Source organism: Pelagibius litoralis, from assembly GCF_011683915.1.
GTDB lineage: Bacteria > Pseudomonadota > Alphaproteobacteria > Kiloniellales > Kiloniellaceae > Pelagibius > Pelagibius litoralis.
The window spans coordinates 1-24,402 of sequence record NZ_JAAQPH010000038.1 but is presented as its reverse complement, the minus strand read 5'-3'; the positions used below and the strand labels follow the sequence as shown (position 1 = coordinate 24,402).

The 24,402-nt window shown below is 61.6% G+C and carries 38 protein-coding genes; 29 read left to right on the top strand and 9 right to left on the bottom strand.

Features of this window, described 5'->3' with window-relative positions; translation table 11 throughout:
- Positions 1-98 precede the first annotated feature (98 nt).
- The 8 genes from HBA54_RS27340 to HBA54_RS27305 form a co-directional block, all read right to left on the bottom strand.
- Positions 99-308: a hypothetical protein gene (locus HBA54_RS27340; protein WP_167231455.1), complete on the bottom strand. Its 210-nt coding sequence runs from the start codon at positions 306-308 to the stop codon at positions 99-101.
- 165 nt (positions 309-473) lie between these two features.
- A complete protein-coding gene (locus HBA54_RS27335) occupies positions 474-908 on the bottom strand; it encodes a hypothetical protein (protein WP_167231452.1) in 435 nt (144 codons plus the stop codon).
- 26 nt (positions 909-934) lie between these two features.
- On the bottom strand, positions 935-1,156 hold the full coding sequence (locus HBA54_RS27330; RefSeq protein WP_167231449.1) for a hypothetical protein: 222 nt from the start codon (positions 1,154-1,156) through the stop codon (positions 935-937).
- A 17-nt stretch (positions 1,157-1,173) separates the two neighbouring features.
- Positions 1,174-1,365, bottom strand: a complete 192-nt coding sequence (locus HBA54_RS27325; protein WP_167231446.1) for a hypothetical protein — start codon at positions 1,363-1,365, stop codon at positions 1,174-1,176.
- Positions 1,366-1,391: 26 nt separating this feature from the next.
- A complete protein-coding gene (locus HBA54_RS27320) occupies positions 1,392-1,613 on the bottom strand; it encodes a hypothetical protein (protein WP_167231443.1) in 222 nt (73 codons plus the stop codon).
- Positions 1,614-1,635: 22 nt separating this feature from the next.
- Positions 1,636-1,887, bottom strand: coding sequence for a hypothetical protein (locus HBA54_RS27315; protein WP_167231440.1), 252 nt, complete (start codon positions 1,885-1,887; stop codon positions 1,636-1,638).
- Positions 1,884-2,192 (bottom strand): hypothetical protein, encoded by a 309-nt coding sequence (locus HBA54_RS27310; RefSeq protein ID WP_167231358.1) that lies wholly within the window; start codon positions 2,190-2,192, stop codon positions 1,884-1,886. Before HBA54_RS27310 ends, HBA54_RS27315 begins: the two co-directional genes overlap by 4 nt.
- Before the next feature lie 228 nt (positions 2,193-2,420).
- On the bottom strand, positions 2,421-3,188 hold the full coding sequence (locus HBA54_RS27305; protein WP_167231437.1) for a LexA family protein: 768 nt from the start codon (positions 3,186-3,188) through the stop codon (positions 2,421-2,423).
- Between the two features lie 58 nt (positions 3,189-3,246).
- Here HBA54_RS27305 and HBA54_RS27300 point away from each other — a divergent pair, with 58 nt between their 5' ends.
- From HBA54_RS27300 to HBA54_RS27225, 15 genes are all read left to right on the top strand, one after another.
- Positions 3,247-3,441, top strand: a complete 195-nt coding sequence (locus HBA54_RS27300; protein WP_167231434.1) for a hypothetical protein — start codon at positions 3,247-3,249, stop codon at positions 3,439-3,441.
- Positions 3,438-3,932 carry a YdaS family helix-turn-helix protein gene (locus HBA54_RS27295; RefSeq protein ID WP_167231431.1) on the top strand — a complete coding sequence of 165 codons (495 nt, stop codon included), beginning with the start codon at positions 3,438-3,440 and terminating at the stop codon, positions 3,930-3,932. The genes HBA54_RS27300 and HBA54_RS27295 overlap by 4 nt, the downstream gene beginning before the upstream one ends.
- Positions 3,933-4,130: 198 nt before the next feature.
- Entirely contained in the window at positions 4,131-4,502 is a 372-nt protein-coding gene (locus HBA54_RS27290) for a hypothetical protein (RefSeq protein WP_167231428.1), read from the top strand.
- A 948-nt stretch (positions 4,503-5,450) separates the two neighbouring features.
- Complete coding sequence (locus HBA54_RS27285) at positions 5,451-5,963, top strand: hypothetical protein (RefSeq protein ID WP_167231425.1); 513 nt, start codon at positions 5,451-5,453, stop codon at positions 5,961-5,963.
- The gene (locus tag HBA54_RS27280) at positions 5,963-6,490 is read left to right on the top strand and encodes a RuvC family protein (RefSeq protein ID WP_167231421.1); all 528 of its coding nucleotides are present in this window, start codon (positions 5,963-5,965) and stop codon (positions 6,488-6,490) included. Before HBA54_RS27285 ends, HBA54_RS27280 begins: the two co-directional genes overlap by 1 nt.
- Positions 6,487-6,900, top strand: a complete 414-nt coding sequence (locus HBA54_RS27275; RefSeq protein WP_167231418.1) for a MarR family winged helix-turn-helix transcriptional regulator — start codon at positions 6,487-6,489, stop codon at positions 6,898-6,900. The genes HBA54_RS27280 and HBA54_RS27275 overlap by 4 nt, the downstream gene beginning before the upstream one ends.
- On the top strand, positions 6,897-7,205 hold the full coding sequence (locus HBA54_RS27270) for a TSCPD domain-containing protein (protein ID WP_205944954.1): 309 nt from the start codon (positions 6,897-6,899) through the stop codon (positions 7,203-7,205). Before HBA54_RS27275 ends, HBA54_RS27270 begins: the two co-directional genes overlap by 4 nt.
- On the top strand, positions 7,205-8,512 hold the full coding sequence (locus HBA54_RS29370) for a DNA-methyltransferase (protein WP_240932947.1): 1,308 nt from the start codon (positions 7,205-7,207) through the stop codon (positions 8,510-8,512). Before HBA54_RS27270 ends, HBA54_RS29370 begins: the two co-directional genes overlap by 1 nt.
- On the top strand, positions 8,509-8,973 hold the full coding sequence (locus tag HBA54_RS27255; protein WP_167231415.1) for a GcrA family cell cycle regulator: 465 nt from the start codon (positions 8,509-8,511) through the stop codon (positions 8,971-8,973). The genes HBA54_RS29370 and HBA54_RS27255 overlap by 4 nt, the downstream gene beginning before the upstream one ends.
- A complete protein-coding gene (locus HBA54_RS27250; protein WP_167231412.1) occupies positions 8,970-9,431 on the top strand; it encodes a hypothetical protein in 462 nt (153 codons plus the stop codon). Before HBA54_RS27255 ends, HBA54_RS27250 begins: the two co-directional genes overlap by 4 nt.
- The gene (locus HBA54_RS27245; protein ID WP_167231409.1) at positions 9,432-10,169 is read left to right on the top strand and encodes a DNA cytosine methyltransferase; all 738 of its coding nucleotides are present in this window, start codon (positions 9,432-9,434) and stop codon (positions 10,167-10,169) included. It begins immediately after the preceding gene.
- Positions 10,166-10,405, top strand: a complete 240-nt coding sequence (locus HBA54_RS27240; RefSeq protein ID WP_167231406.1) for a hypothetical protein — start codon at positions 10,166-10,168, stop codon at positions 10,403-10,405. Before HBA54_RS27245 ends, HBA54_RS27240 begins: the two co-directional genes overlap by 4 nt.
- Positions 10,389-11,891 (top strand): replicative DNA helicase, encoded by a 1,503-nt coding sequence (gene dnaB, locus HBA54_RS27235; protein WP_167231403.1) that lies wholly within the window; start codon positions 10,389-10,391, stop codon positions 11,889-11,891. The genes HBA54_RS27240 and dnaB overlap by 17 nt, the downstream gene beginning before the upstream one ends.
- Positions 11,892-12,917, top strand: a complete 1,026-nt coding sequence (locus HBA54_RS27230) for a YdaU family protein (protein WP_167231400.1) — start codon at positions 11,892-11,894, stop codon at positions 12,915-12,917.
- On the top strand, positions 12,904-13,461 hold the full coding sequence (locus HBA54_RS27225) for a hypothetical protein (protein ID WP_167231397.1): 558 nt from the start codon (positions 12,904-12,906) through the stop codon (positions 13,459-13,461). The genes HBA54_RS27230 and HBA54_RS27225 overlap by 14 nt, the downstream gene beginning before the upstream one ends.
- A 93-nt stretch (positions 13,462-13,554) precedes the next feature.
- Here HBA54_RS27225 and HBA54_RS27220 read toward each other — a convergent pair whose 3' ends face one another.
- Positions 13,555-13,893: a hypothetical protein gene (locus tag HBA54_RS27220; protein ID WP_167231394.1), complete on the bottom strand. Its 339-nt coding sequence runs from the start codon at positions 13,891-13,893 to the stop codon at positions 13,555-13,557.
- 91 nt (positions 13,894-13,984) lie between these two features.
- On the opposite strand from HBA54_RS27220, the gene HBA54_RS27215 reads away from it, so the two are divergent.
- From HBA54_RS27215 to HBA54_RS27150, 14 genes are all read left to right on the top strand, one after another.
- Positions 13,985-14,278, top strand: a complete 294-nt coding sequence (locus tag HBA54_RS27215) for a hypothetical protein (protein WP_167231391.1) — start codon at positions 13,985-13,987, stop codon at positions 14,276-14,278.
- Between the two features lie 23 nt (positions 14,279-14,301).
- The gene (locus HBA54_RS27210; protein WP_205944953.1) at positions 14,302-15,846 is read left to right on the top strand and encodes a terminase large subunit; all 1,545 of its coding nucleotides are present in this window, start codon (positions 14,302-14,304) and stop codon (positions 15,844-15,846) included.
- A 65-nt stretch (positions 15,847-15,911) separates the two neighbouring features.
- Positions 15,912-16,127 (top strand): hypothetical protein, encoded by a 216-nt coding sequence (locus tag HBA54_RS27205; RefSeq protein ID WP_167231388.1) that lies wholly within the window; start codon positions 15,912-15,914, stop codon positions 16,125-16,127.
- Positions 16,124-16,576: a hypothetical protein gene (locus HBA54_RS27200; RefSeq protein WP_167231385.1), complete on the top strand. Its 453-nt coding sequence runs from the start codon at positions 16,124-16,126 to the stop codon at positions 16,574-16,576. The genes HBA54_RS27205 and HBA54_RS27200 overlap by 4 nt, the downstream gene beginning before the upstream one ends.
- An 8-nt stretch (positions 16,577-16,584) precedes the next feature.
- Positions 16,585-16,932 carry a hypothetical protein gene (locus HBA54_RS27195; protein ID WP_167231382.1) on the top strand — a complete coding sequence of 116 codons (348 nt, stop codon included), beginning with the start codon at positions 16,585-16,587 and terminating at the stop codon, positions 16,930-16,932.
- Positions 16,933-17,175 (top strand): hypothetical protein, encoded by a 243-nt coding sequence (locus HBA54_RS27190; protein WP_205944952.1) that lies wholly within the window; start codon positions 16,933-16,935, stop codon positions 17,173-17,175.
- A gap of 9 nt (positions 17,176-17,184) precedes the next feature.
- A complete protein-coding gene (locus HBA54_RS27185; protein WP_240932945.1) occupies positions 17,185-18,804 on the top strand; it encodes a portal protein in 1,620 nt (539 codons plus the stop codon).
- The gene (locus HBA54_RS27180) at positions 18,801-19,151 is read left to right on the top strand and encodes a Bbp19 family protein (protein ID WP_167231376.1); all 351 of its coding nucleotides are present in this window, start codon (positions 18,801-18,803) and stop codon (positions 19,149-19,151) included. The genes HBA54_RS27185 and HBA54_RS27180 overlap by 4 nt, the downstream gene beginning before the upstream one ends.
- Positions 19,148-20,224 carry a hypothetical protein gene (locus HBA54_RS27175; RefSeq protein WP_167231373.1) on the top strand — a complete coding sequence of 359 codons (1,077 nt, stop codon included), beginning with the start codon at positions 19,148-19,150 and terminating at the stop codon, positions 20,222-20,224. The genes HBA54_RS27180 and HBA54_RS27175 overlap by 4 nt, the downstream gene beginning before the upstream one ends.
- Before the next feature lie 178 nt (positions 20,225-20,402).
- The gene (locus HBA54_RS27170; protein WP_167231370.1) at positions 20,403-21,242 is read left to right on the top strand and encodes a phage capsid protein; all 840 of its coding nucleotides are present in this window, start codon (positions 20,403-20,405) and stop codon (positions 21,240-21,242) included.
- Positions 21,243-21,255: 13 nt separating this feature from the next.
- A complete protein-coding gene (locus HBA54_RS27165) occupies positions 21,256-21,678 on the top strand; it encodes a hypothetical protein (RefSeq protein WP_167231367.1) in 423 nt (140 codons plus the stop codon).
- A gap of 60 nt (positions 21,679-21,738) precedes the next feature.
- Positions 21,739-22,200, top strand: a complete 462-nt coding sequence (locus tag HBA54_RS27160; protein ID WP_167231364.1) for a hypothetical protein — start codon at positions 21,739-21,741, stop codon at positions 22,198-22,200.
- On the top strand, positions 22,200-22,796 hold the full coding sequence (locus tag HBA54_RS27155; protein ID WP_167231361.1) for a phage connector family protein: 597 nt from the start codon (positions 22,200-22,202) through the stop codon (positions 22,794-22,796). Before HBA54_RS27160 ends, HBA54_RS27155 begins: the two co-directional genes overlap by 1 nt.
- A gap of 60 nt (positions 22,797-22,856) precedes the next feature.
- Positions 22,857-24,402: choice-of-anchor R domain-containing protein (locus HBA54_RS27150; RefSeq protein WP_277345440.1), on the top strand; the 1,546-nt coding region annotated here is incomplete at its 3' end.

Genomic DNA, 24,402 nt, shown 5'->3' with positions numbered 1-24,402 from the left:
TTCATGCGGATGATCATGTGGGGTAGTGTTAGGTCGCGAGTCCATGGGGCTTTCGAATGCGTCATTCTCTTCTCCTATTCCGCCAGCATTGGCGGCTTTTACGGGCAGACCCAGCCGCGCGGGCTGGACGGCATCCCGGCTTTCGCGTAACAGGGCGTGCAGAGAAAGTGACCATTGTCCGGGTTGTAAGTGCCTTCTTCGGACTGCACATACTCGTCCGGTGTCATGTCTTCGAGCTTCGCCATATCAACGTACTCTTGAAGCTCTTCCGGGCGCTTGTCGCAGCCCTTGCAAATTGGCTTGCTCATCTCTCTTCTCCTATTCCGCCAGGGTGGGGCGGGCCTCTTTGGCGAGTTCGGCAGTCGCTTCATCGCAGCACTTCGGACAGCAGACAGGCGCGCCGCATTGAAAGCAGCGGTCTATCAATTCGGTTCCGCAGTTCTCACAGCGCTCTTTGCTCATGACAGGTATCCTTAGGCCGCGTTTGCGCCAGCAATGGGCACGATTTCAAACGGGCCATTGGAGGCGATTTCGTTGGCGTCTCGACAGGCGTCCTCGCTGTAACGCTCTATTTCGTCGCTGGAAAAACCAGCAGTCCGCAAGGTGGCGTCGGTGCAGGTGCCCTGCTCGGCAGTGATGCGAATGATCTCAAGTGCCATCTTGCGAATTCGCTCTTCGCGGTGCCGACCGGAGGCCTCTTCCCAGCGCTCTGACAACAGGTCAAGGGCCTCTTGCCAGTCGTCGGCCCGAATTCGCAATGAGCCACCCTTAGCGACGCCGTCAGGGTATAGGCAGCCAGAGATTGGGTGGTTGGCGCTGCTGGCCTCTACATCAACGCTGACATATGCGTCGGGTCCGATTTCATCTCGAAACTTGCGGAGCGCCGCTTGAATTTCCTTGGGTGTCATCTCTCTTCTCCTATCCGTGCCAAGCCTTAGGCTGCTGCTTCTGCCAAGTAGTCGTTCAGGCGATCCCGGAGGGCCACGTACCCGTTCAGAAGTGACTCGCTCTGCTGTACGAGGCCTTGGCCGCATTGAGGATTGCGGGACGCATAGGCGACTGCCGCACAGTGATCATTCCGCTGCCTGCTGATGCTCTCATCCAAACCGGTAAGGACTTGGAGAAGCTCGCCGCGCGTAAATGCGATGTTGATCATGTCTCTCTCCGTTGCGGTCAGTGGCGCTCGAAGTCATGCCCATAAGGGACGTGTTCAGGGGGTAGTGGCCCTCGTTCAATGGCTGCAATGAACGCAACAACGGCGGCTTTGACTGCGGGGTCCGCATTGCGTATTTTGTTCGGGTTGCGAGGCAAATACACCCGGCGGATCAGGGCTGCCGTTTCAAAGTCCAGTTCGAACATCTGCATGTCTCTCTCCGGGGTTAGGCGGCTGCCTAGTCGATTTCTTTGTTCAGAACGAAAATGCGATATCCGCGAAGCCATTCGCGGGCCAGATCCGCCGCCCCTTCACCAAATTCCATCCCATCGACCATTTCCAGATAGACGGGGCACTGGCAGGGAGCGATAGGCCCGTCGCTGTGCGCGGCGTGACGCCCGGCGGCATAGGCGGCCTGTTTTTGAATGTCTATGCTTCTATCGAAAGTAGTCCGCGTCATTCTCTCTCTCCGTCCGGTGGGGTTAGGGCTTGCAGCCGCAGTCAGTGCAGCGCGGCGCTTCGGTTTGAATGCTGGCCTCGTACCTCGCCTTGAACTCAGCCACGTCCTCGCCGTTTATTTCGGCCTGCGCTTTGATTGCAAGCGCCAGCGTCTCGGTCATGAAGAGGTGGTAGGCAAGACGCGGGTTGTTCTGGACGCAGCGCAGCAGGTGCGCGACTGCGCGATCAGAAGCGGACTGTTCCGGCTGTAGCGGGGTGGGGCCGATGTCCTTCATCGTGCGGCCTCCGTCACCTCTAGAACCGTCTGCGAAACCCGATGGCCGCGCCCGTGGTTCTTGCCGCCGCAAGAGCATTCACACTTCATCACCTTTCCGGTGGCGTTCATGCAGCGTGCATCGCACTCGTGTTTCGTGGGGAAGCGCTTGTACTCAACCTTACGCTCGGCACGGTGGCGCTCACCGCAGATAGAGCAATGGCCCTCAAACTCGCTTGCTTTCGTGGAGACGCCGCCCAGGTGGTAGACGTTGCTCAACTGCACCGGCTGTCCGTTGCACTCAGCGAAATACTTGATGTTGGCCATTCTCTCTCTCCGGTTGGCTCCGCTCCCGCCGCCGGATCCAAGTGCCGGGATCAGCAGCCGGCGGCGGGAGGGCAATGCCTGAAGGGCCAAAGCCCTTATTCAGAGATGCCCGTCTTGCTGTTTGCGCCTCGGGGCGGGGGCGTCGGTGTGTGGCCGATAGAAATCATATCGCATCATTATGCGATTAGTTCAAGCAAAAAATCACATGAGAATGCGATAATGCGAAAATCAGTCTAGGAGAGCGGGGGGAATTTTCTTCTCGGGCCGGTAGGAACCGAGGACGATAGCGGAAATCTGAATGCTATCGCCGTCGCTCTCTAGCGCGGCGTCGTCGAAGGCTTTGCCGTTCGGCATAGGGATGGGCTGCTGGTGGGCTGGGTGATTTGAGCGAGGCCAAAGCCACACATGGCCGGTATCGTCGATTTGGAATTCTTTGACGGTCGCCTCTACCGTTCCCTCGGGGCTCCGGCGATGCACGATAACCTTGTCACCGGCCTCCAGATCGCGACCGTAATTGTACAGTGAGACGCAGACAAGAATCGTGCCGTCGGGATAGACCGAGTTCATTGACGGACCTTGCACAGTAAGTCCAAAAGCCGCGTCTTTATAAGGCTTTGCGACAGGAACGTACATTCTCTCCCAATCGCCCGGAGGCCATTCTGCTGCTTCGCGCCAAACTCCTGCGTTGACTGCCCCCCTGACCTCTATAGCAGGAAAGGTTAGAGATTGGGAAGAGTCAAGGTCGCCAGTAAGTTGCGAAACGGAGACGTTTTCAGCCCGCGCAAGCTTCTTCAAGGTCGCGTCGTGAAGGGTGTCAGAACGGTCATTTAAGAGATTGTATAGGGCCGAGCTACTGACGTTTGCCCGCCGGCTCCAATCGGCCGCTTTCAGGTCTCGCGCCTTCATAAAGGCCACCACGGCCCTCTTGTGACCGCTGCCGGATTCGCCCCTTTTTTTCATGAACGCATTGTTTTCAGGGCCTTGAGACAAAGCCATAGCATATTTATGCGATATCGTCTTGAAAAGTCGCACAATGATGTGATATCACATGGCTATGAGCGATATTGATCGATTGATAGCAAGGGTTAGGGACGCAGCAACGCAGCGCGGCCTGCGCCCGGCGACCCTGGCCCGGATGTCCGGCCTGGCGCTGAACACCCTTCGAGACATGCACAGCCAGGACTGGAATCCTCGCATTGAGACGCTGAGGAAGGTGGAAGCCGCCTTGGAAGAAGAAGCCGCGGCATGAGCGTCTATTTCGCACAGGCAGGGGACGCAGGCCCCATCAAGATCGGCTTCGCAAGTGACGTAGAAAAGCGCTTGGCCGGCCTGCAAACCGGCAACCCGGAACCTATCAGGCTGCTCAACATCGTGCCGGACGGCACCAGAAGTCTTGAGGCTCGCATTCACGCAAAATTCGGCGAACACCGCCTTCGCGGCGAATGGTTCCGCCCGGCTCCAGAGGTGCTGGAGTTTGTCGCGGACCCGCAGGTTGACCCGGATCCGGACCCATACCCCCTGCCACCGATGGCCGCAGCACTCTGGGAAGCTGTCGAGCGTGCAGGAGGGCAGGCCCCATTGGCCCGGCTGATCGGCGTCAGTCAGCAAAACATCTGGGCGTGGCTCCACAATTCTCGCAGGTGCAAGGCTGAGTTCGCTTTGTCGATAGAGCGCGAAACAGGTGTGAGCCGACACCGGCTGCGCCCGGACCTCTTCATCCCGTTCTCGGAGGCGGCGTAACGCCATGTCCCGCACGATCTCTGCCGCTATTTCTCCTATTGGTCGCAGTGCCATGTCCCGAGATATGACGCGGGCGGGATCGATCGTCACCCGGAAAGCGCTGGAGGACATCCAGTGAACGGCCTCCGCCAGCTTCCAAAAGATGACTATCTTCTTATGTTCTCGCAGTCGCGCCGGCTGATCCGCCGTGCAGGAGGCTTGGACAAAGCAGCGGCGCTGACCCGCGTTTCCAAGTCGATGCTGAGCGACTACCAAAACGCCTCGATGATGGAAACCTTTATGGCCGTCGACGTTATGGCGGACCTGGAGCACTTCGTGGGCGAGCCAATCCTATCCGGCTTGCTTGCGGAACGGGCCGAGGGGGACGGGGAGCCTCACTCGCCAGCAGAAAAGGTTCACCGTATCGGTCGAATGGCAAAGGAAGTTGGCGAGGCCGTAGAGGCTTTTGCGAACGGTGATTCCGAAGCGGCCATCAAAGAAATAGACGAGGCGATTGCCGAACTCGAAGCGGCCAAGCGCGACATCCTCGCCCGGCGCTGCGGCCCCCGCGAGGTGCGCGATGCCGGTTGAACCCTTCTTCCCCCCGATGGACGCCCCCAAGCCCCTGTCTGTTGCGTCCATCAAAAGCCCGGCGGTGGCGCAGCGTGGGATGGCCCGCCGCCGGGCACCTCTCCGCAATCTTGGAGAGCGTTGCACTCGGCAGACTCAGGGCCTCAATTGCACCGGCAAGCCCGCGTTTAGTTGTCACGCCAGCCCTTTGCAACGCTCCCCTGGACTGACGGAGGTGGCGCGTGGCCCGCAGTCCAACTTATTCGCAGAGACGAGGTGTCGGTTGTGCATGACCGATTTGCGAGATTGCCCCTCGTCACATCGCCACTTCCTGCACGGTGGAAGGGCGCCTAAAGGTTCCGCAGACGTGCGGAAAACCAGCGGCGCAGTCAGTGGTGACAAGAGCGATGCCACCGCGCGCACGGTACGGATGCGAGCGGAAATCCGAAAGACCAGGGTGAAAGCCTGGGGAGGCGGTGGAAGCCCGGCACCCTTTTTTCAGAGCTTCCGGCGTGACCATGACGCCGCGAAGGGCGGGGCGCTTGTCCCGTCTTTTCTCCCAGTACGGACCAACTCCCCTGGCAGTCTTCGGGCTGCTGGGGGTTTTTCCTGGGGGAATGCCTGATGGTTGCCGGCCCCATGACCGCCGAGGAGCGCCGCGATCACGAGCGCTTCAAGGCTTGGTTCAAGAGGCTGCCCCAGCCGTCGACTCAGAAGTTGCTGTGGAAGGTCGGGAGGGTGTCCAGAAACGGACTGCCAAGCCCTACCTCGGTCAAGCACTGGGGCACGCGCTGATGGCCCGGCCAAAGGGAGGAGGGCTGTTTTCGCCGCGGCAAGTGCGCTTCATCAGGACTTCGCGCCGAGCCGCGGCGACTCTAGCCAGGTACTACAGCGGATATTTCCTGCGGCGGATATCCCCAAGCACAATCTCAAACGTGCGCAACCGCGTCACGTATCGCTGGGTTCCCGATGAGCCGGGAAAAATGGAAAAGCCGCAACCCCGTTGGGGCGCTCAAACCCACCGCCTGCCGACCCAGCCAAGGGCGGTTTACGCAACCACCACCAACACAAGAACGGAGGCCCGTAGTGGCTAAGAATATCGCCAAAGAGGCAGCTAACGGAACGTCCGGCGAGGGCGCGACGGCAAAGCATAATTCGAAGGTCCGTGAAGAGCGTTTTCAGGACGCCATGCAACGCACTTTCGCACTTGATCAGCAGATCGAAGCGTTGATTGAAGAGCACATCAAGCCGCTGCGTGAGGACAAGCGAGAAATCAAATCGAAGCTCTCCGAAGACTTCAACGTCACGGCGACCACCTTCAACGCCCGCTACGCGCCCTACAAGTTCGAGGCCAAGGCCCGCGCCAATGGCGACGAGGCATCGATCGATCTGCTGCGCGAAATCTTCGAGGCAACGCCTGTTGGCGGGCAAATGGACTTTGTCAATGCGCTGAAACCCGAAGGATCGGCAGCCACCCACTGATGACAGCTCTGCTCTGCTTGGACTTGGCAACTTCAACCGGCTTCGCTTTCTGGCGGCCGGGCGCCAACCGTATTGCGTCCGGTTCCTTTCGTCTCCCAAGGACGGGGCCTGACGTCGGTTGGTTTGTTGACGAGTTCGAGCAACGCCTCTCTGAGATGCTGGGCTTCCACAAACCGGAACTGGTGGTCTTTGAAGCGCCGCTGTTGCGGGGCGGTCAAACCAGCATCGATACGGCTCGGAAGCTCATGGGCTTGGCCATCATGACCGAGTTCGTCTGTCGGCGCGCTGGCGTCAAGTACCTGGAAGCGAACAACGCCAGCGTCCGCAAGCATTTCATCGGCAAGGGCAGAGGCGAGCGCAAGCAACTGAAGGCCATGACCATACAGGCCTGCCGTGAACGCGGCTGGGATCCGGCCAATGACGACGAAGCCGACGCCCTGGCCCTGCTGAGCTATGCGGTCGACCTTCTGCGGCTCAAGGCGGACTGGCCGATAGGCGGCCTCTTCAGCGCGGAGGCGGTGGCGTGACGACCAGACCCGATCCAATCATGATGGCCGCCCTTCGGGCTATCAGGTCGCTTGATCCAAAGGCCACCAATCAGGAGATAGCGAGCCGCGCTGGCATCGAAAAGACCAGCGCGAAGTCGATGGTGCGCCTGGGGATTCGGAGCGGCTGGCTCAAAAGTGAGGGGGGAAAGTTCAATCGGCGCCTCACGCTCACCAACGCCGGCCACAGCAAGCTGTTCCGTGCCGAAAACTTCACTAAGCCCACCGCGGACGAAAAGGGTCGCGCGAAACTCCGGGCCTGCCTCATGTGCCGCGCTGAGTTTGAAAGTACCTGGGCGGGGGAGCGTGTCTGCAAGCCCTGCAAATTCACTGCTGACTGGAAAGCCGGGCCGAATGAAGCCTTCGCAGTGGTGGGGGGCCGGAGCATATGAGCGCCCGCCACCGACTTCCCCAGCGCCGCATGTGCGAAACCGTCAAGTTCGAACACGGCGGCCAGAAGTACCACGCCACCATTGGCCGCTATCCGGATGGGCGGATAGGCGAAGTCTTCATCAACAGTTCCAAGGTGGGCTCCGCCGTTGACGTAAACATAAAGGATGCGGCCATAGCCGTTTCCCTGGCGCTGCAGAACGGCTGCGAGATTGAGGCGCTGCGCAAGGCGTTGCTCCGCAATGCCGAGGGTGAGCCCGAGGGGCCGCTGGCGGCGATGTTCGATCTGCTGGAGGAGGCTGCTTGATGGCGGTGCGTATCCTCACAGGCGACTGTCTCGAAGTCTTGGCGACACTGCCGGCGGAGTCGGTCGATTGCGTCGTTTGTTCGCCACCCTATTGGGGCCTCCGAGATTACGGCGTAGACGGGCAACTTGGCATGGAGCCAACGCTTGGGGAGCATATCGAGGCAATGGTGGAAGTGTTCCGCCAGGTACGCCGCGTGATGAAGCCTCAGGCAACGCTCTGGCTGAACTACGGTGACTGCTACGCCACAAGCCCAAACGGCCGTAGCGCCGCTGACACGAAGGCGACCGGCAACGATGACCGAACCTTCCGAGACAAGCCATTCTCTACCGTTGGCGGTGTGCTGAAGCCGAAAGACCTTTGCATGATGCCGGCGCGGCTGGCGATTGCCTTACAGGAAGATGGCTGGTGGCTGCGGTCTGAAATCATCTGGCACAAACCCAATCCGATGCCTGAGAGCATAACGGATCGGCCGGCGACGGCGCACGAGAAGGTCTATCTCTTGGCCAAGCGGCCGCGGTACTTCTATGACGCGGTGGCCGTGCGTGAGCCTGCCAAACCAGACACAGCCGCTCGGTACGAGCGCGGCCGTTCGCCGGACCACAAGTGGGCGGACGGCGGACCTGGCAACCAAACGATTGCCAAGTCGTTTGATCATATGAAGGCTGCCCGCGTTTCCGCGGAACGCGGGCAGCCTCCCAGACATTCGCAGTATGACACCGGGCATTCGTCGCTTGATGACTTCCCGAGAGGTGAGGGGCGGAACCTCCGCAATGTTTGGACGATTGCCACACAACCCTTCTCAGAAGCCCATTTCGCGACCTTCCCGCCCTATCTGATAGAGCCATGCATTAAGGCGGGCACAAGCGAGAGGGGCGTTTGTCCGAGATGCGGTGCGCCCTGGATCCGTATTGCCGAGAAGGTATTCCAGCCTCAGGTCGATGCACCCAACAGCGCCGGCAGGATCGACGGCCAGACAGCCCCAGAGAACCGCTGGTCAGGCAGCACGCGCGGCACGGTGAACATCACCACGGAGGGCTGGAAACCGTCTTGTGGTTGCCGTGATCTGGTGGATGGTGACGAGCCTTTCGTGGAATGCGCGAAAGAGGTTGTGCCAGATCCCATTCCGGCCACGGTTCTTGACCCGTTCGGCGGCGCCGGCACCACCGGCCTTGTGGCTGACAGATTGGGCCGCGATGCGATCTTGATTGAACTCAACCCCGACTATGCGGAATTGGCGCGACGGCGGATTGCCGGCGACGCGGGAATGTTCGCGGAAATCGACACTGTGGCGGAGCCGGCGGCGTGAGCAACACTGCATGGCCCGATGAAGATGTTGCCGAGCTGCTTGAAGGCGCCGCCGCTGGCCGGAGCAACAAGGAACTGGCTGAGTCGATGGGCAGGACCAAGAACCAGATCGCCGGCAAGCTCCATCGTCTGAGGTTCCAGAGCCAAGAGCGAGCCGTTCGCTACGCGCAGCACTTTGGGCCGAAGACCGACAAGACCAAGGCCAAGTCACCGACGGTCGTCAAATCAAAGCCGAAAGCGCCGCGGCCCGTACAGTCGAAGCGGACAGCGCCGGACCAGACAGTCCGCGTCGCTCGCCCCTCTGACAGCCTTTGGCATCCCAAAACTTGCCAGTATCCGATAGGCGACCCCCAGCACACCGACTTCCATTTCTGCGGGGAGTCCATCATTGCCGATGGCCGGCCCTATTGTGATTCGCACCAAGAAGTCTGCACGCAGCCTCGCGAGAAGAAGGCGGCATGACCGAGGAACAGCCCCGCCCCAAGCGCCGGAAGTCCATTCCCCTTGGCGTCAAGTTGGCTGTCGCCCTGGACGAGGTGCGGCGGCTGCGAGGCCTGCCGGAGGGCACGAAATTCCACTTCGACCACCGGCCAACGCTGGCGCAGCGCGAATGGGATTCTCATGCTGTGGACACCATCCCGCCGGCCAACGATCCTTCTGCCATCCAACTCCTCACCGAAGTAGAACACCACCGCATTACCCATGGGACCAAGGCCACGACAAAGGGAAGCGATGCCCATGGACGCAAGCAGATCCGTAGCTTGACTGGCCAGAACAAGGACAGGCCGAAGCGGGCGATTCCCTCCAGGCCGTTTCCCAAGCCGAACCCCGCGGTAAACCTGCCCAAACAGGTGATCCCCTCGCGGCCATTTCCAAAGCAATCAAGGCCCATGGGCAAGCGGAAGGGGGCGGGGCAGTGAATGGCGGCTTACTACAACGAAATAGACCCCTACGCGGCGCAATGGCTGCGGAATCTTATCGACGCGGGACACATCGCTCCGGGGGATGTCGATGAGCGAGATATCCGGGATGTCGCGCCAGATGACCTTGCCGGGTATCGGCAATGCCACTTCTTCGCGGGTATTGGGGGATGGCCCCTTGCGTTGCGGATCGCCGGAGTGCCAGACGCCTATCCCTGCTGGACTGGCTCACCGCCCTGCCAGGACGCCAGCGTTGCCGGCGCGATTTGGGGCGTGCGAAGTGGACTCGCGGGCAACCGTACATCGCTGGTTGGAAACTGGCTTGATCTCATCGACGCAGTTCGACCAAGCGCGCTCGCTTTTGAGAACGTGCCCGGCCTCAAGCCGTGGATTGGTGAGATCACGGGACGCTTGGCGGGCGCTGGCTATCGCGTTTCCGAACCCAAATGCTCGACTAAGGATGTTGGTGGCCCTCATCTACGCCGGAGACTGTGGGTTATTGCCGACCGTGACGGCGAGGGATTTCAAGAACCCCGGGCGGCCGGATCATCCGCGCCTTTCAGCGACCCGCGGCGAACCCCTCCCGGAGACTTTTGGGTTGCCACTGCCAGCCGCGCTTGCGGGTTGGATGATGGGTTTCCCCGCCGTGTGGATGCAGTGCGCGCCTTTGGAAACGCTATCGACCCCTGGGCAGCGGCGAGCGTCATCAAGGATTACCGGGAAGGGAGGGCGGCATGAGCGGTGACGACAAGGTCATCCGGCCGGATTTCAAAGGCGCCTCCTCAAAGGTCGTTCCTCCCGAACTGGCGCCAAAGGTCGACCCGAAGGCCGGGTACGACCCACTGACGGCGATCCGGGTAATGGAGATCCTGGAACTCCAAACCCGCCTGATCCTGGCACAAGCGGAACTGCAGTGCGTCACGGCTCGCCTACGCGAGATAGCTCAGGAGGCTCTCGATGGCGATGCCGGCTGAGGAAGCGCCTCCCTGGGAGGGGCAGCGGAGCGACGCCTGGGCGCCACCGTCCAGCGATGAAGCCGAGCTCGGCCTGTTGGGCGCGATCTTCGCCAACAACGCGGCTTACGACAAGGTGAGCGACTTCCTGCGCCCGGATCACTTCGCCGACGGCACCAACGCCAAGATATTCATGGCCTGCGAAAAGATGATCAACCAGGGCCAGGAAGCCAACGCGGTTACGCTGAGTGGCCTTTTCGAGAACGACCCGGCCCTTGAGCAGATCGGCGGCAAGCGCTACCTGGCGCAAATCCAGTCCAATTTCGTGACGGTCATCAACGCGAAGGATTACGCACGGACCATTCACGATTGCTGGCTGAGGCGCCGCACCATCACCATTGCCGGCGAAGCTATCGACTACGCCTATCGGCCCGATATCGATACAGACGGCGCGGCAATCGTCGAGGCGGCCCTGGACGAACTGACGGACCTTGCGGAGTCCGGGCAACGGGAAGGCGGCCTCGTCGGCATAGCCCGCCTCGCCAAGGAAGTGGCGGAGCGCTCCGCGGCCATTCGCAAGGGTGAGATAGAGCCCGGCATTCAAACCGGCCTCACGGACCTTGACCGGCTCACCGGTGGCTTACATCGGCAAGACTTGATCATCCTGGCGGGCAGGCCTGGAATGGGAAAGACCGCCCTTGCCACCCGGATCGCCCATGGCGTCGCCAGCAGGATGCGGACGGGAGCCGACGCGGAGGGCGGCACGACCGAGCAGCCGCAACCGGTGGCCTTCTTCTCGCTGGAAATGTCCTCCGAGCAACTGTCGCGGCGCATCGCCAGCGAGCGGGCCGGCGTCGAGTTCGAGCACACGCAGCAGCGCGACGGCCTGGCGGAGCATGAATTCGAGGGTTTCGTTCGGGCCTGCATGGATCTGCGCGGCATCCCGCTTATGGTCGACGGCACGCCGGGCCTAAGCCCTGCGCAGATCCACGCCAGGGCCCTGGGTATGAAGCGCCGCCAGGGCCTCTCCCTGATCGTGGTCGACCACCTGGGTTACGTCAAGCCGCCCCACAGGTCCAACAGCCGCCACCTGGACCTGAGCGACATCACAAAGGCCCTGAAGGCCACGGCCAAGCGCCTGGACGTGCCTGTCCTGCTGCTCTGCCAATTGAACCGCGGCGTAGAGGGCCGGGACGACAAGCGGCCCGGGTTGTCGGACCTGAGGGAGTCCGGCGCCATCGAGGAAGACGCCGACGCGGTTTTCTTCTGCTACCGCGATCACTACTACATCCAGCGCCAGGAGCCCAAGCAGAAGGAAGGCGAGGACCGCGAGCAATTCAGCAGCCGCCTGCATGCGTGGGAACAGCGCCGCAGCAACAGCGCCGGCAAAGGAGAAGTCATCATCGGAAAGCAACGCAACGGGCCGCTTGAAACGGTGCGCCTTGCCTTCATCGACCGTTTCATGCGTTGGGACAATCTGGCCCGCGATCTTTATGGGGAGTCTTGAATGGCCGCTAAACCAGACACCTGGATGCCGCTCTACTGGGGCGACTATTTGCGAGATACCATGCACCTGCGCGCGGAGGGGCACGGCGCTTACCTGTTGCTGATCGCCCATTACTGGACGACAGGCCAGCCGCTTCCCGATGACGATGACTATCTGATTGCCGTCTCGCGTCTCGAAGCCAAGACCTGGAAGAAGCTGAAGCCCACCCTGGCAAAGTTTTTCACCGTTGCCGATGGCACGTGGACCCAGGAACGGGTTGAGGCGGAGTTGGCAAAGGCAGACAAGATAACGACAGCGAAGTCTGAAGCTGGTCTTGCTGGCGCGAAAAAGCGATGGCAGAAAAATGGCAAAGGCAATGACAGTAAGGATGGCAAAGGTAGTAGCAAACCGGATGGCAAAAAGGATGGCACAGCTATAGCAGACGCATCTAACAGCCAATGGCAAACGGATGCACCTTCACAGTCACCTTCACCAGTTCAGAGTACAGCAACTACTACCGAGACTGTTTCCGCGCGCGCGTCGCCGGGCCCGAAGGCCGATGCTGCGCTGGGCTTGATTCAGGCTTTCGACCGAACCCTGACGGCGGCGTGGGGAGCAAACCGAGCCAGACCCTGGCCGGCGGGCAACGATTTGGCCAAAGCTCGCGACTGGCTGGCGAGTGGCGTCACTGCTGACGATTTGGCGGTTTTGCTGGGCTCCCGGATGCAGCGCATGGCCGCCGACGGCAAGGAACCACCGAAGTCACTGGCCTATTTTGGGCAAGCAATTCGCGAATATCTCAAGTCCGGCAAGGCGTTACCGGAGGCCGGATCCGCACCGGTGGCCGAAGCCGAACCCCTTTCCGCCGAAGAAGCCCTGGAGCGGGAAAACATGGTGCGGCGTGCCGCCGGCAAGCGCCCAAGGCTGCCAAGCGGGGCGATTGACTGGGACGCGCCGGAGCCGTCCGACGGCGTGACGGACTTCCTGCCGATACCGCCGGAGTTCGACCGCAGGACGAAGAAGGAACCCGCCGATGGCAAGCCGTAGAGGCCGCAAGCGCAAGATCGTGGAAACCCGCCAACCCAGCGGGAAGTTGATCGATCGACCGAAAGCAGACAAAGGAACCCCGGAATTGCAGCAGAAACGCAAGACCCTGGCGCCCAAGGGCGACCCGGCGAAGACCACCTATCCCCTCGGCATCCTCTGGACGAACGGCGAGATCAGCGATGATGAGCATCACGCCGGCTGCAAGTTGGCCTGGCTGCATTCCCAGGTCCACGGCAAGGGAAGCGTTGCCGCGGTACGATACGGCGAAACCTGGGGCGGGACCGACGTAGACCCGGACGACAAGCAGTATCACGAGTGGCTGGCCGGTATTGAGGCCGAGCTGGACATGACGATAGCCGCGCTTGACGCCTGTAGCCGCGCCCACCGCGATATCGTGAAAAGCATTGCGGTTTATGAGCGGACGCCGCGCTGGCTGGTAGGCCATATCCCGACGCGATCAGACGTGCGAGAGGGCGAGAAGTTCAAGGAAGGCATGAAGGCCCTGGTCGCTGTCCTGGGATATCGCAAAAAGAGCGCTGCTTGACAAAAACTTGCCGTATCGTCAGTGTGGCGAAATTGAGTGTGAAGTTCTGCGCTCACAAACCCGTCGTTGCCACCCCGGCCGGCGGGTTTTTTCTTAGGTAATCAGCGCGAAAACGGCGACCAAGAGCGAGATCGCGGCAAGGCCTAGCGCCCATTTGGCCAAGATGTTGGCTTTGCCCGCTTCAGTGGCAGAGCGTTCAGCCGCGTTTGCTGAGGCCCACGCTGCGTCCTTCGCGGATCGCGCAATGTCAGTTTGTTCATCATCTGCGAAGCCTTGGCGCGACTCTTCATGGCGGCGTAGCCACTCTTCCGCCAACGGCTTGTTCTTATAGCCATAAAGGCCTGCTGCAAGTTTGTTGCGAACAGCCTCTTCGCCGATCTGGTCGAAGCCCTGGAAGATTTCGGCTACATGCTGATCTGTCAGTTGGCTCATAGACGTACCTTTCGGGCGCTAGGGAACCACGGACAGGCGCGGCGATCAACAGGGGCACGTTTTCAAGTTTTTTCAAGATGGAGCAACCGCAATGGCGAACGGACATGGCGGCAAGCGCGCCGGTGCGGGGCGCAACAGCGGCGGTCAGAACCAGAAAAGTAGCAAGGTGGCCAAAGAGGCAGCGGCCAAGGGCCTGACGCCCGTCGAGTTCATGCTGGAAATGCTGCGCGACGCAGATGCCAGCCTGGAAAATCGGAAGTGGGCGGCACAGCACGCGGCCCCCTATGTCCATCCCCGGCTGGCGGCAATCGAGCAGCGGAACGGCGGAGAGGATGAGAAGCACGAAGACTGGCTTGAGCGGGTGGCCAAGAAAGCCGGCCTTTGACCCGCGGAGAGTTGCGGGAGGCCGTGAAGCTCCGATTTTTGACCGACTTCCCGTTCTACGCTGAGGAATGCCTGAAGATCCGCACCAAGGCGGGTGAGGTTGTCCCGCTCGAACTGAACCGGGTGCAGCGTATCGTCCACGACCGGCTGGAAGCGCAGAAGGCGGAGACGGGGCGGGTAAGAGCCCTGATCCTGAAGGCCAGACAGCCGGGGATATCAACGTATGTGGGCGGGCGCTTCTACTGGCGGGTGACGCACAGCACGGGAACGCGGGCCTTCATCCTGACGCACAAGGATGCGGCCACGGATAACCTCTTCGCGATGGCGAAGCGCTTCCACGATCACTGCCCCGATCTGGTGAAGCCCCAGACGAAGCGCAGCAACGCCAAGGAATTGACCTTCGGCCTGCTCGACAGCGGCTATCAGGTGGGCACGGCCAAGGCGCAGGGGGTGGGGCGCTCCGATACGATCCAGCTGTTCCACGGCTCTGAGGCCGCGTTCTGGGCCAATGCGGAGGATCACGCGGCCGGCGCGCTTCAGGCGGTGCCGAAGGAGGCCGGGACCGAGATCATTCTGGAGTCCACCGCGAAGGGCATGGGCGGCCTCTTCTACAACATGTGCCAGGCGGCGATCCGGGGCGATAACGGCTATATCCTGATCTTCGTGCCGTGGTTCGATCACGACGAGTACGAGACGGAGCCGCCTAAGGGCTGGCACCCGCCGGAGGAATTCGGCGAATACGCTGAACTGCACGGCCTCAGTCCGGCGCAGACCTATTGGGCCTGGGCCAAGAATGCGGAGCTTGCCGCGGCCTCCGGTGACGATCCGGGCAAGATCACCTGGCGTTTTCACCAGGAATACCCGGCCACGGTGGCGGAGGCGTTCCAGGCCGGCGGTGCTGACAGCTTCATTCCCTCTGCCTTGGTGACGAAGGCCCGGCAGTTCACGGCGCCACTGCAGGATCACGCGGCCCATGTGTTGGGCGTCGACATCGCCCGGGGCGGTGGGGATAAGTCCCGCGCCATTGACCGCAAGAGCCGTTGTGCTGGCGCTATCGTCAATGAGACGTGGGATACCGATGATACGATGGAGATTGCGGGCAACATCGCCCGGCTCCAGGAGCGTCACGGCTTCGATATGATCTTCATCGACATGGGGAGCTTCGGCGCGGCCGTCTATGACCGGCTGGTGGAACTCGGTTATCGCAAGGTGCTGTGCCCCGTGAACTTCGGCGGGAAGCCCAGCGATCCCCGGCGCTACGCCAACAAACGGGCGGAAATCTGGGGCGAGACGAAAGACTGGCTGGCGGATGTTGGTGGTGCCGAACTGCCGGCGGATGATGAAAGCCTGCACATCGACCTGACGGCGCCAACGTTTCAGTTCAACAGCAACCAGCAAATCCTTCTGGAGCCCAAGGACAAGATCAAAGCCCGCCTCGGCATATCGCCGGACGCTGGCGACGCGCTGGCCTGCACCTTTGCGCAGCCGGTCATTCGGGATGACGCCCGCAAGCATCGGGGCCGCGGCATGCAGAAGGCAGAGAGCAGCTACAACCCGCATGGTTGGTGACCGAGGGTTGAGTTGACGACTGCCAATAACGGCAAATCCCGGCCATACAGCAATTAGAGGTAGAAATGGCGGCTGATGTCATCGAATGGGGCGGTATCACGAAGCTTGATCTGCCGCCGGATCGGGTTCTTGAGGGCGCCAAGGGCAAGCTTGAGAGGGTGGTTGTCTTAGGCTTCACGGAAAGCGGAGACGTGTTCTTTGCGTCATCTGGTGCCGATGGAGGTGACGTGATTTGGCTGATGGAGAAAGCCAAGAAAGCGCTTCTGGAGGTGGAGATTTGACCCTCTTCATTGGCCAGAAGATTGAACGGGCTTGGTGGTTTCGCAACGAGATGGAGCGCTTCCTGGGCGAGCGCAACGCCACGGCCGCAGTCCAGAAGGCTGCGAAGGAAGAGGGTGCCAGTATTGGGCCGGTGAAGGTGGAGACGCTGCCGGCTGGCGATCCTCGCCTGAGCGATCCGCCGCCGCAATGGCGCGATGCTCCCTGCCTTCTGGTATCTGCCCGCGTGACAGCCATAGCAAGCCCGCTGGTGAAGGAGTCCTTCGTTGCGAACCTGGATCGCCGCGACCTTGACCGCCTGCGTCAGGTCACGCGCGTCATGCATCACCAAGCCCGGCCGGACGAGCCAAGGCTGAGCAATACCGACGCTGACGCCATGATCGATGAATTCGGGCCCAAGGTCGGGGAGCGGATGCTGCGGGAAGCGGTGGATATGCGGGTGTTGAACTGACGCCGACCATGCGCGCGCTTGTCGTCTTTCATGACCACGGCGCCCATTGGGCGTCACCGGCGCTCAAACGCGGCTTTCGCCATGTCTTCTGCGCTGTCGAGTCCGGCGATTACTGGATCCTCTTCGATCCGCGCGACGGTCGTCCGGTCATCGAGGTGGTTGCACCCGAGGGATACGACCTCGCCACCTTCTACCGGGCCGAGGGCTACAGCGTGAAAGAAATCGGAATCGAAGCCGCGACCAGCCCGATCCGCTGGCCGTATTTCTGGGCTAACTGTGTCGGCGCCGTGAAGGCGGTTATCGGCCTGCGGGCACCGCTCGTGGTGACGCCCCATCAACTCTACCGGAGACTTTGAATGTTGCTCTTTACTCTGCCTGGGAAGGCCATTTTCAGCCCACCCAAGCCGAAGGCCAGCCCTGCGCCTGCGCCGGCACCGCCGCCGGCCGCCGACGATCCAGCGATTGAGGAAGCCCGCAGGAAAGAACGCATGGCCGCGGCAAAGCGCAAGGGCCGGGCCGCCACCATCTTGACCAGCGGGCTCGGCGACACGACGGGCGACACGTCGGCACAGACCACTAAACTTGGCGGCGGGGCCTAAGCCTTGTCCATGCAGGTAGAGGATATCCTGGGGCGCCATAAGCGCCTGAAGGACGCGCGCCGGACGTGGGAGAGCCACTGGCAGGAGCTTGCCGAGGTGATGCTGCCGCGTCGCGCGGACTTCACGACGCAGCAAATGCCGGGCCAGCGCCGCCAGGAGCATATCTACGACGGTACGCCGATGCTGGCGCGTCGCGGGCTCGCCTCGGCTATCGATGGCCTGCTGAAGCCCAAGACCGCCAAGTGGTTCAAGATCAAGGCGCAGGACGAGGATCTTGCGGAAGACGAGGAAGTGAAGCGCTGGCTGGAGGGTGCGGAGGAAAGGCTGTACCGCGCGATCTATAACCGCCGGGCTCGGTTTATCCAGCGCTCGGGCGAGGTTGACGACGATCTGGTCACTTTCGGGACGGGCGCCCTTTTCATCGGGGAGGCCAAGGACTTGGACCGGCTGCTGTTCAAGTCGTTTCACTTGCGAGACGTGATCCTGGTGGAGAACGCGGATGGGGAGATCGATACCGTCTACATCTCCATGAAACTGACGGCGCGTCAGGCGGCCAGCAAGTGGGGCGAGGCGGCGCTGGGCGATGCGGTCAAGGAAGCGCTGAGCTCCAAAGAGTCAGAGAAGCAATTCCCCTTCCTGTGGTGCGTCGCGCCGCGCAAGGATCGGGACCGCGGGCGCCGTGACAGTGAGAACATGCCCTTCGCCAGTATCGTGATCGATGTCACGGCGGAAAAGGAGATCGAAAAGAGCGGCTTCCACGAGTTTCCCTTCGCCGTGCCGCGCTGGGATACGACCTCCGGCGAGGTCTATGGCCGCTCGCCGGGTATGATCGCCCTGCCGGATGCCAACACCCTGCAGCAGATGGGAAAGACCCTTCTGGTCGCGGGGCACAAGGCGGTCGACCCGCCGCTTCTGGTAGGCGACGATTCGGTTTTCGGCACACCCAAGACCTTTCCCGGCGGGATCACGACCTTTGACATGCAGGCGGCACGCGATCTTGGCCGCATTCCCATCGAACCGCTGCAGACCGGTTCCAACCTGCCGCTCGGGCGGGAGATGCAGAACGACACCCGCGATCAGATCTGGGCCGCCTTCTTCCGCAATGTCCTGCAGTTGCCCGTCGACGCCCCGCGTATGACAGCGACGGAGGTACTGGAGCGCAAGGAGGAGTTCATCCGCACCATCGGGCCGGTGTTTGGGCGGCTGGAAAGCGACTACCTCGCCGCCGTGGTGGAACGCAGCTTCATGATTCTGCTGCGCGCCGGGGCCTTCCCGGAGCCGCCGGAAGCCCTCAGGGGCCGGGAGATACAGTTCGACTATGCGAGCCCCGTGGAGCAGGCCCGGAAGCAGATTGAAGCCGCCGGGGCGGCCCGCAGCGTCGAATTGATGGGGCCTTTCGTCCAGGCCGACCCGAGCATCATGGACAACTTCGATGGCGACGCGATTGCCCGCGACACCCCGGACATCTTCGGTATGCCGTCCAAGTGGATCAGGCCGGAGGCGGCGGTTGCGGAGCTTCGCGAAGCGCGCCAGCAGGCCCAGCAGGTCGAGGCGCTGCCGGAAGAGGCCCGGGCCGGGGCTGATGTCGTCCAGAAGCTCGCGCAAGCCGCTGGGGCAGGGCAGACATGAGGCTGCCTTTCTTCAGTCGCCGGAAGCGCTCTGAACCGGACGCGGACGCCTTCTTTGATGACCTGCGACGCAGTGCCGTGGGCGCGAATTACTCGCATGTGGACCGATACCGCGACTTTCGCGCGGTGTTCTTTGGGGAGTCGACGCCTCACCAGGGCAAGCGCGTTCTCTGGCAAATCCTCGAATGGGCGCGCCTGTTCCGCCCCATCGCAGCGCCGGGCGATCCGCACGAAACCTATCGACGCGACGGCGAGCGCAATATCGGCCTGAAAATCTTCATGACCCTCAATGCTGAGCCTGCCGGAAGGCCGGAGGAAGCGATAACCGAAAAGGAACCGACGACATGAGAACGGACCCGGTGACGGATAATCCGAATGTGAAGCTTGCGAAGCCCGTTGATCCATATGATTCGGCCTGGCCCGCGTGGAATGCACAGAACCCGCTGATCCTGCGATCTGTCGGCGCTGACGCTGCGGCCGATGCTGGTGATGGCGGGGATGCTGGAGCTGGAGACGGTGGCGGCGGTGACACGCAGCCCGGAGGGGAAGGGGCGGACACCGCAGCCGGTGGCGATGGAGGCGACAAGACGGCGCTGGGCGGCGGCGGTGATGCGGCCAAGAAAGAGGCGGCGGCGGACTGGCGCGCTGGCTTGGGCGATGACCTGAAGCCAGTCGCCGAGAAGTTCACCTCGCCGGCCGACGTGGTGAAATCCTATTCAGAGCTTCAAAAGCGCCTTGGCAACTCGGTTCTTCTCCCCGGCAAGGACGCCAAACCGGAGGAGATTGCGGCTTTCCACAAGAAGCTCGGCGTACCGGAGTCCCCGGAGGGCTACAAAGTCGAACTGCCCAAGGAACTGCCCGAAGAACTGAAGCCGAACGAAGCGGCGCAAGAGAGCACCAAGGACTTCCTGAAGGCCATGCACGGGGCCGGCGCGACGCCAGGCGTCGTCCAAACCGCTCTATCTTGGTACTACGGCTCCCTGCAGGCCGGCTCTGAGCAGAAGGCGGCCAACGAGAAGAAAGCCACCGAGGAAGCCAATGCGGCCTTGGAGCAGGAGTGGGGCGAAGATGCGAAGGCCAATGACGCCTTCGGTGTCCGCGCCGTGAAAGAATTCGGCGGTGACGATTTTGCCGAGTTCCTGGAAACGAAAGAGATCGACGGTATCAAGGTTGGCGATCACCCGGCTTTCCGCCGCGCTTTTGCGAACATCGGACGGAAGATGGGAGAGGGTAGGCCCTTGGTCGAAGGTGATAGCGAAGCTGCCGGTACTGTCCAGGAGCGGATAGACGAGTTGCACGCCCTGCAGGACAAGGACCCGAAGAAGTATGCCTCCCAGGCCGTCCAGAATGAATTGCGCGACCTTTACGGCAAGCTCTACGGCAGCCAGCCCATTGTTGGTCAGGAAGGCCGCACTCTCTAAACAGCAGACCTGCCCAGGCGGGATAACCCCCGGCCCCGCCGCCTAAACCAGTAGCAATCCCAATGGCCCGAAGCTGAGGACCGCGGCCCGCTCTTGCGGGGACCCGCGCGTTTTTGGCTGCCCGGACAACCGGGGGAGCGCTCGAAACCTTTCCATCAATCCATAGGAGATCAGACCGATGTCTACATCCATCGATCTTTCCTTCGTGAAACAGTTCGAGCGCGAAGTTCACGAAGCCTACCAGCGCCAGGGCTCGCTCCTGCGCGCAACCGTTCGCTCGAAAAACAACGTCAAGGGTGCGTCCACCACCTTCCAGAAGGTCGGCAAGGGTGTTGCCTCGACCAAGGCACGGCACGGCAAGATTACGCCCATGAATGTCGACCATACGCCCATCGAATGTACCCTCCAGGACTTCTTTGCCGGCGACTACATCGACAAGCTCGATGAAGCCAAGGTGAACCATGACGAGCGCATGGTGATCGCCAATGCCGGTGCCTGGGGCCTTGGCCGCAAGACGGATGAATTGCTGATCACGGCGGCGGATGCCTCGACTACGTTCGTCGGCGACTTTACTGGCGCGATCACTCGAGTACTTCTTGTTGGAGCGGTTGAGGCCCTGGACGACAATGATGTGCCGGACGATGGCAACCGTTGGGGGCTTCTGACTCCCCGGCAGTGGTCACATGCGTTGACGGTCTCAGAGTTCGCCAGCGCTGATTTCGTCGGTGACGATCTACCGTTCATGCAGCGCAACAGGACCCGTTCCTGGCTGGGCGTGAACTGGATGCGGCACACCGGTTTGCCGGGCAAGAGCACCACCACGGGCACCTGTTTCGCCTACCACAAGAACGCGCTGGGACATGCCTCGGGTATGGACGTAACCAGCGATATCACCTGGCAGGGCGACCGGGCTGCTCATTTCGTCAACAACATGATGAGCCAGGGCGCCTGCCTCATCGATGCGGAAGGCGTGGTTGAAATTCGTGTCAACGACACCTTGGCTATTCCGGGCTCTTAAGGAGGGCTGAACCATGGCGAACACTTTCGGAGCGCAGATGACAAAGCTGCGCGTTTCCCCGTTCAAGAACCCCGATCCGGGTTTCGTGGACGGCGGGGTGCAGGTCTTCAACGAGGCCGTCACCCTCAACAGCCAGGCGATTGCGGACACCATCACGGTTGCCCGGCTGCCCAAGGGAGCGATCCCGCTCTACGGCGTCCTCCTGTCTTCGGTGTCGCTGGGCACGGCGGTCATCTCGATTGGCGTTGCGGGCGATGCCGCCAAGTATCGCGCCGGGGCGGTATTCAACACGCCAAACGTACCGACGATGTTCGGTCTGGCGGCGGCAAACGGTGAAGCATTGGCAGCCGAAGAGGACGTGATCATCACCATTGCCACGGCCGCGTTGCCCGCCTCGGGTACGCTGCGGGTGATGTTCTTCTACGCCATCAATTAGGCTGGCGTTTCACTAAGGGCGGGGTCTTCGGGCCCCGCTCACTTTTTTTGGAGAGCGACCATGAACCGGGCACTGCCTCAAAACCTCGAAACCATCGCGGCCCTGCAGATCTTCACGGTCTTTGGCTACCAGACCAACAACCCGATGGATCAGGTAGCTGAGCCGTCTTACTTCCTTCCCTGCGCCGGCCGACTGTTGCCTAACGATATCATCGTTGCCTGCGCCGAGACGGACGCCCGCCCTGCGTGGGGCTTCTTCACGGTCGACAGGATCGACGCGGAAGGCGTGCATCTCCGCGATATGAGCCAAATGGAAGCGGTAAAGGCGGGCGCTCTTTCGTTTCTGCGGCGGCCGCAAGAGGCTGGGGAAGCGGTTGGCGTGGGCCTCAAGGTCGAATGGGGCGGGCCAGTACACAAATGGCGCATCCTTGACGGCGGTGGCGACGTGATCGCCAAGGAATTCGAGAGCAAGGAGGCCGCACAAGAGGCTCTGGACGCCACAGCGGAAACCGAGGCCGCCTGATGGCTGATGTCGTCGGCCTCTGCAACAGCGCCCTCTCCAAAATCGGCGCCGCCCGTATCACGGCGCTGAGCGAAAGCAGCAAGAACGCGAATCTCTGCAACGAGCTTTACGAGACGTGCCGTGATGACTTGCTGCGGGCGCATACCTGGAACTTCGCTGCGGCGCGCGTCAAGCTGGCCCAGGCGGGCGTCGGGCCGGCCTTCGGTTTCGATCACCGCTATGCCCTGCCGGCGGACTGGATCCGTACCGTCGATGCCTATCAGGATGAGAGCGGTTATGGGGTGATCAAATACAAGATCGAGGGCGGCTTCATCCTGACCGACTCCGATGATGTCTATCTCCGCTACATCAAGAGGGTCGAAGACGTGAACCTGATGCCGGCGGACTTCCGGGAGGCCCTGGCGACCCTGCTGGCGCGGGAACTGGCGGTTCCCATCGCACAGTCCAACACGCTCGAGGAAAAGCTCGAGGGGCGCTTCAGGACGCGCCTCAGGCGGGCCCGGACCACCGATGGCCTGGAAGACACGGCGGATCAGATGCCGGAGAGTTCCTGGACCGCGGCCCGGCGCGGATCCTCCGACTGTTGGGGCCGCTGATCCATGCCCCGCGTAAACCCTCTCCAGTCGGCATTCAATGCGGGCGAACTCGGGCCCCGAATGGCTGCGCGCGTCGACTTCGCGAAGTACCAGAATGCCGGATCAAGGGTGGAGAACATGATTCCCCTGCCACAGGGTGGGTTGATGCGCCGTCCGGGTACGCGCTATGTCGCGGCAGCCCGCGACCACGACAAGCGGCCGCGTTTGATACCATTCGAGTTCTCGACAGAGCAGGCCTATGTGCTGGAGGCCTGTGACGGCTGCTTTCGCTTCTTCCGCAACAAGGGACAGATCGTTGTCCCGGCAACCGACGCTGCGATCAGCAACGGAACATTCGATGCCGACCTGACGGGCTGGGACGACCGCTCAACCGGGTCTGCTGCTATAGGCCATGACTTGTTGGCCGGTGACCGCATCGACACATTACAGTTTTCACAAGCCGTCTCGCAGATTTGGGGCGATGTCAGCCTGAATCGTAGCAACATCGGCCTGAAACTCACAACAGCCTTGAGCGGCGATGTTGCGCGCGCGGTCGTAAGTATTGTGCAGAGCAATGCACCATTTAATGCGGTAGCGCGGATTTACACCGACTCATCCGGCAGCCCTGGGGTGCAGGTTGGTGTGGACAGCGCAACAGTGAATGTCAATGCGACCGGGCTTTTTACCTTCGAATGGTCCGCCAAGCCGAACGTCACCGCAGCTACGACCTATTGGGTTGTCTTCAGCGACACGACGGCGGATGGGACCGGTAGCGCCGAAATCAGCCTTTGCGCGGATCAAGGAAGCGGGTTCGCCACGGGCTTCAACGATACAATCACCAGCATTGCGGATGGCTCCGGCGCCATCATTCCCGACCGGGATTTGCGCACGAGAGTCGACATTGAAACCGCGAATAGCAACGGCGCCCTCGCGCTGGAAGGCAACGGATCGGATGTTGCCGCTGCGGAACAGGACGTGACGACCACAAACACGGGCCAGGAGCATGTTCTACGCTTTCGGGTGATCGGGGCGGCCGGGGACACGATCAAAGTCCGGATTGGAAATACGACCGGCGGTGATCAGGTGCTCCCGGATCGGGAGGTAGCGACGGGCTTCCACAGCGTCGCCTTCACGCCCGAGATGAGCCCGTTCTACGTGCAGTTTCGGAACGAAGCGAACAAGACGATCCATGTGGATGATGTGGCGTTGATTGGCTCTGGGGCGGGTTCGGCAATGCCTGTGGAGCTGACGGTGCCCTACCTTGAGGCGGACTATACAACGCTGAAGTGGGCACAGTCCGCCGATGTGATGTACTTCGCCCATCCGGACTATGCGCCGCATAAACTGGAGCGGCGCGGCAACACGACATGGTCCCTGGTGGAGGTGGCTTTTGCCGATGGGCCTTATCTGGATGAGAACACAGTCTCAGGACAGACCCTTGATCCCTCTGCTGTTTCAGGAAATGGTATCACTATCACGGCTGTCGGGCACTCGCCCTTCGTAGATGGCGACGTTGGCCGCTTGATCCGGCTTCGGCCATCGGGCGAGCCAGGCTATGCGATCATCACAGAGGTTGTCAGCCCGGAACAGGTGAGGGCCGATGTGAAGCGGGTTTTCGCCAATGCCA

Excerpts from the sequence above, each read along its gene's own strand:
- HBA54_RS27320 (WP_167231443.1), bottom strand. The coding sequence starts at position 1,613 with ATGACGCGGACTACTTTCGATAGAAGCATAGACATTCAAAAACAGGCC.
- HBA54_RS27190 (WP_205944952.1), top strand. The coding sequence starts at position 16,933 with ATGTTGCTCTTTACTCTGCCTGGGAAGGCCATTTTCAGCCCACCCAAG.
- HBA54_RS27215 (WP_167231391.1), top strand. The coding sequence starts at position 13,985 with ATGGCGAACGGACATGGCGGCAAGCGCGCCGGTGCGGGGCGCAACAGC.
- HBA54_RS27160 (WP_167231364.1), top strand. The coding sequence starts at position 21,739 with ATGAACCGGGCACTGCCTCAAAACCTCGAAACCATCGCGGCCCTGCAG.
- HBA54_RS27315 (WP_167231440.1), bottom strand. The coding sequence starts at position 1,887 with ATGAAGGACATCGGCCCCACCCCGCTACAGCCGGAACAGTCCGCTTCT.
- HBA54_RS27230 (WP_167231400.1), top strand. The coding sequence starts at position 11,892 with ATGGCCGCTAAACCAGACACCTGGATGCCGCTCTACTGGGGCGACTAT.
- HBA54_RS27155 (WP_167231361.1), top strand. The coding sequence starts at position 22,200 with ATGGCTGATGTCGTCGGCCTCTGCAACAGCGCCCTCTCCAAAATCGGC.
- HBA54_RS29370 (WP_240932947.1), top strand. The coding sequence starts at position 7,205 with ATGGCGGTGCGTATCCTCACAGGCGACTGTCTCGAAGTCTTGGCGACA.
- HBA54_RS27250 (WP_167231412.1), top strand. The coding sequence starts at position 8,970 with ATGACCGAGGAACAGCCCCGCCCCAAGCGCCGGAAGTCCATTCCCCTT.
- HBA54_RS27330 (WP_167231449.1), bottom strand. The coding sequence starts at position 1,156 with ATGATCAACATCGCATTTACGCGCGGCGAGCTTCTCCAAGTCCTTACC.
- HBA54_RS27225 (WP_167231397.1), top strand. The coding sequence starts at position 12,904 with ATGGCAAGCCGTAGAGGCCGCAAGCGCAAGATCGTGGAAACCCGCCAA.
- HBA54_RS27165 (WP_167231367.1), top strand. The coding sequence starts at position 21,256 with ATGGCGAACACTTTCGGAGCGCAGATGACAAAGCTGCGCGTTTCCCCG.
- HBA54_RS27295 (WP_167231431.1), top strand. The coding sequence starts at position 3,438 with ATGAGCGTCTATTTCGCACAGGCAGGGGACGCAGGCCCCATCAAGATC.
- HBA54_RS27180 (WP_167231376.1), top strand. The coding sequence starts at position 18,801 with ATGAGGCTGCCTTTCTTCAGTCGCCGGAAGCGCTCTGAACCGGACGCG.
- HBA54_RS27220 (WP_167231394.1), bottom strand. The coding sequence starts at position 13,893 with ATGAGCCAACTGACAGATCAGCATGTAGCCGAAATCTTCCAGGGCTTC.
- HBA54_RS27335 (WP_167231452.1), bottom strand. The coding sequence starts at position 908 with ATGACACCCAAGGAAATTCAAGCGGCGCTCCGCAAGTTTCGAGATGAA.
- dnaB (WP_167231403.1), top strand. The coding sequence starts at position 10,389 with ATGGCGATGCCGGCTGAGGAAGCGCCTCCCTGGGAGGGGCAGCGGAGC.
- HBA54_RS27325 (WP_167231446.1), bottom strand. The coding sequence starts at position 1,365 with ATGCAGATGTTCGAACTGGACTTTGAAACGGCAGCCCTGATCCGCCGG.
- HBA54_RS27170 (WP_167231370.1), top strand. The coding sequence starts at position 20,403 with ATGTCTACATCCATCGATCTTTCCTTCGTGAAACAGTTCGAGCGCGAA.
- HBA54_RS27205 (WP_167231388.1), top strand. The coding sequence starts at position 15,912 with ATGGCGGCTGATGTCATCGAATGGGGCGGTATCACGAAGCTTGATCTG.
- HBA54_RS27240 (WP_167231406.1), top strand. The coding sequence starts at position 10,166 with ATGAGCGGTGACGACAAGGTCATCCGGCCGGATTTCAAAGGCGCCTCC.
- HBA54_RS27305 (WP_167231437.1), bottom strand. The coding sequence starts at position 3,188 with ATGGCTTTGTCTCAAGGCCCTGAAAACAATGCGTTCATGAAAAAAAGG.
- HBA54_RS27340 (WP_167231455.1), bottom strand. The coding sequence starts at position 308 with ATGAGCAAGCCAATTTGCAAGGGCTGCGACAAGCGCCCGGAAGAGCTT.
- HBA54_RS27310 (WP_167231358.1), bottom strand. The coding sequence starts at position 2,192 with ATGGCCAACATCAAGTATTTCGCTGAGTGCAACGGACAGCCGGTGCAG.
- HBA54_RS27185 (WP_240932945.1), top strand. The coding sequence starts at position 17,185 with ATGCAGGTAGAGGATATCCTGGGGCGCCATAAGCGCCTGAAGGACGCG.
- HBA54_RS27270 (WP_205944954.1), top strand. The coding sequence starts at position 6,897 with ATGAGCGCCCGCCACCGACTTCCCCAGCGCCGCATGTGCGAAACCGTC.
- HBA54_RS27175 (WP_167231373.1), top strand. The coding sequence starts at position 19,148 with ATGAGAACGGACCCGGTGACGGATAATCCGAATGTGAAGCTTGCGAAG.
- HBA54_RS27195 (WP_167231382.1), top strand. The coding sequence starts at position 16,585 with ATGCGCGCGCTTGTCGTCTTTCATGACCACGGCGCCCATTGGGCGTCA.
- HBA54_RS27285 (WP_167231425.1), top strand. The coding sequence starts at position 5,451 with ATGAGCCGGGAAAAATGGAAAAGCCGCAACCCCGTTGGGGCGCTCAAA.
- HBA54_RS27245 (WP_167231409.1), top strand. The coding sequence starts at position 9,432 with ATGGCGGCTTACTACAACGAAATAGACCCCTACGCGGCGCAATGGCTG.
- HBA54_RS27280 (WP_167231421.1), top strand. The coding sequence starts at position 5,963 with ATGACAGCTCTGCTCTGCTTGGACTTGGCAACTTCAACCGGCTTCGCT.
- HBA54_RS27300 (WP_167231434.1), top strand. The coding sequence starts at position 3,247 with ATGAGCGATATTGATCGATTGATAGCAAGGGTTAGGGACGCAGCAACG.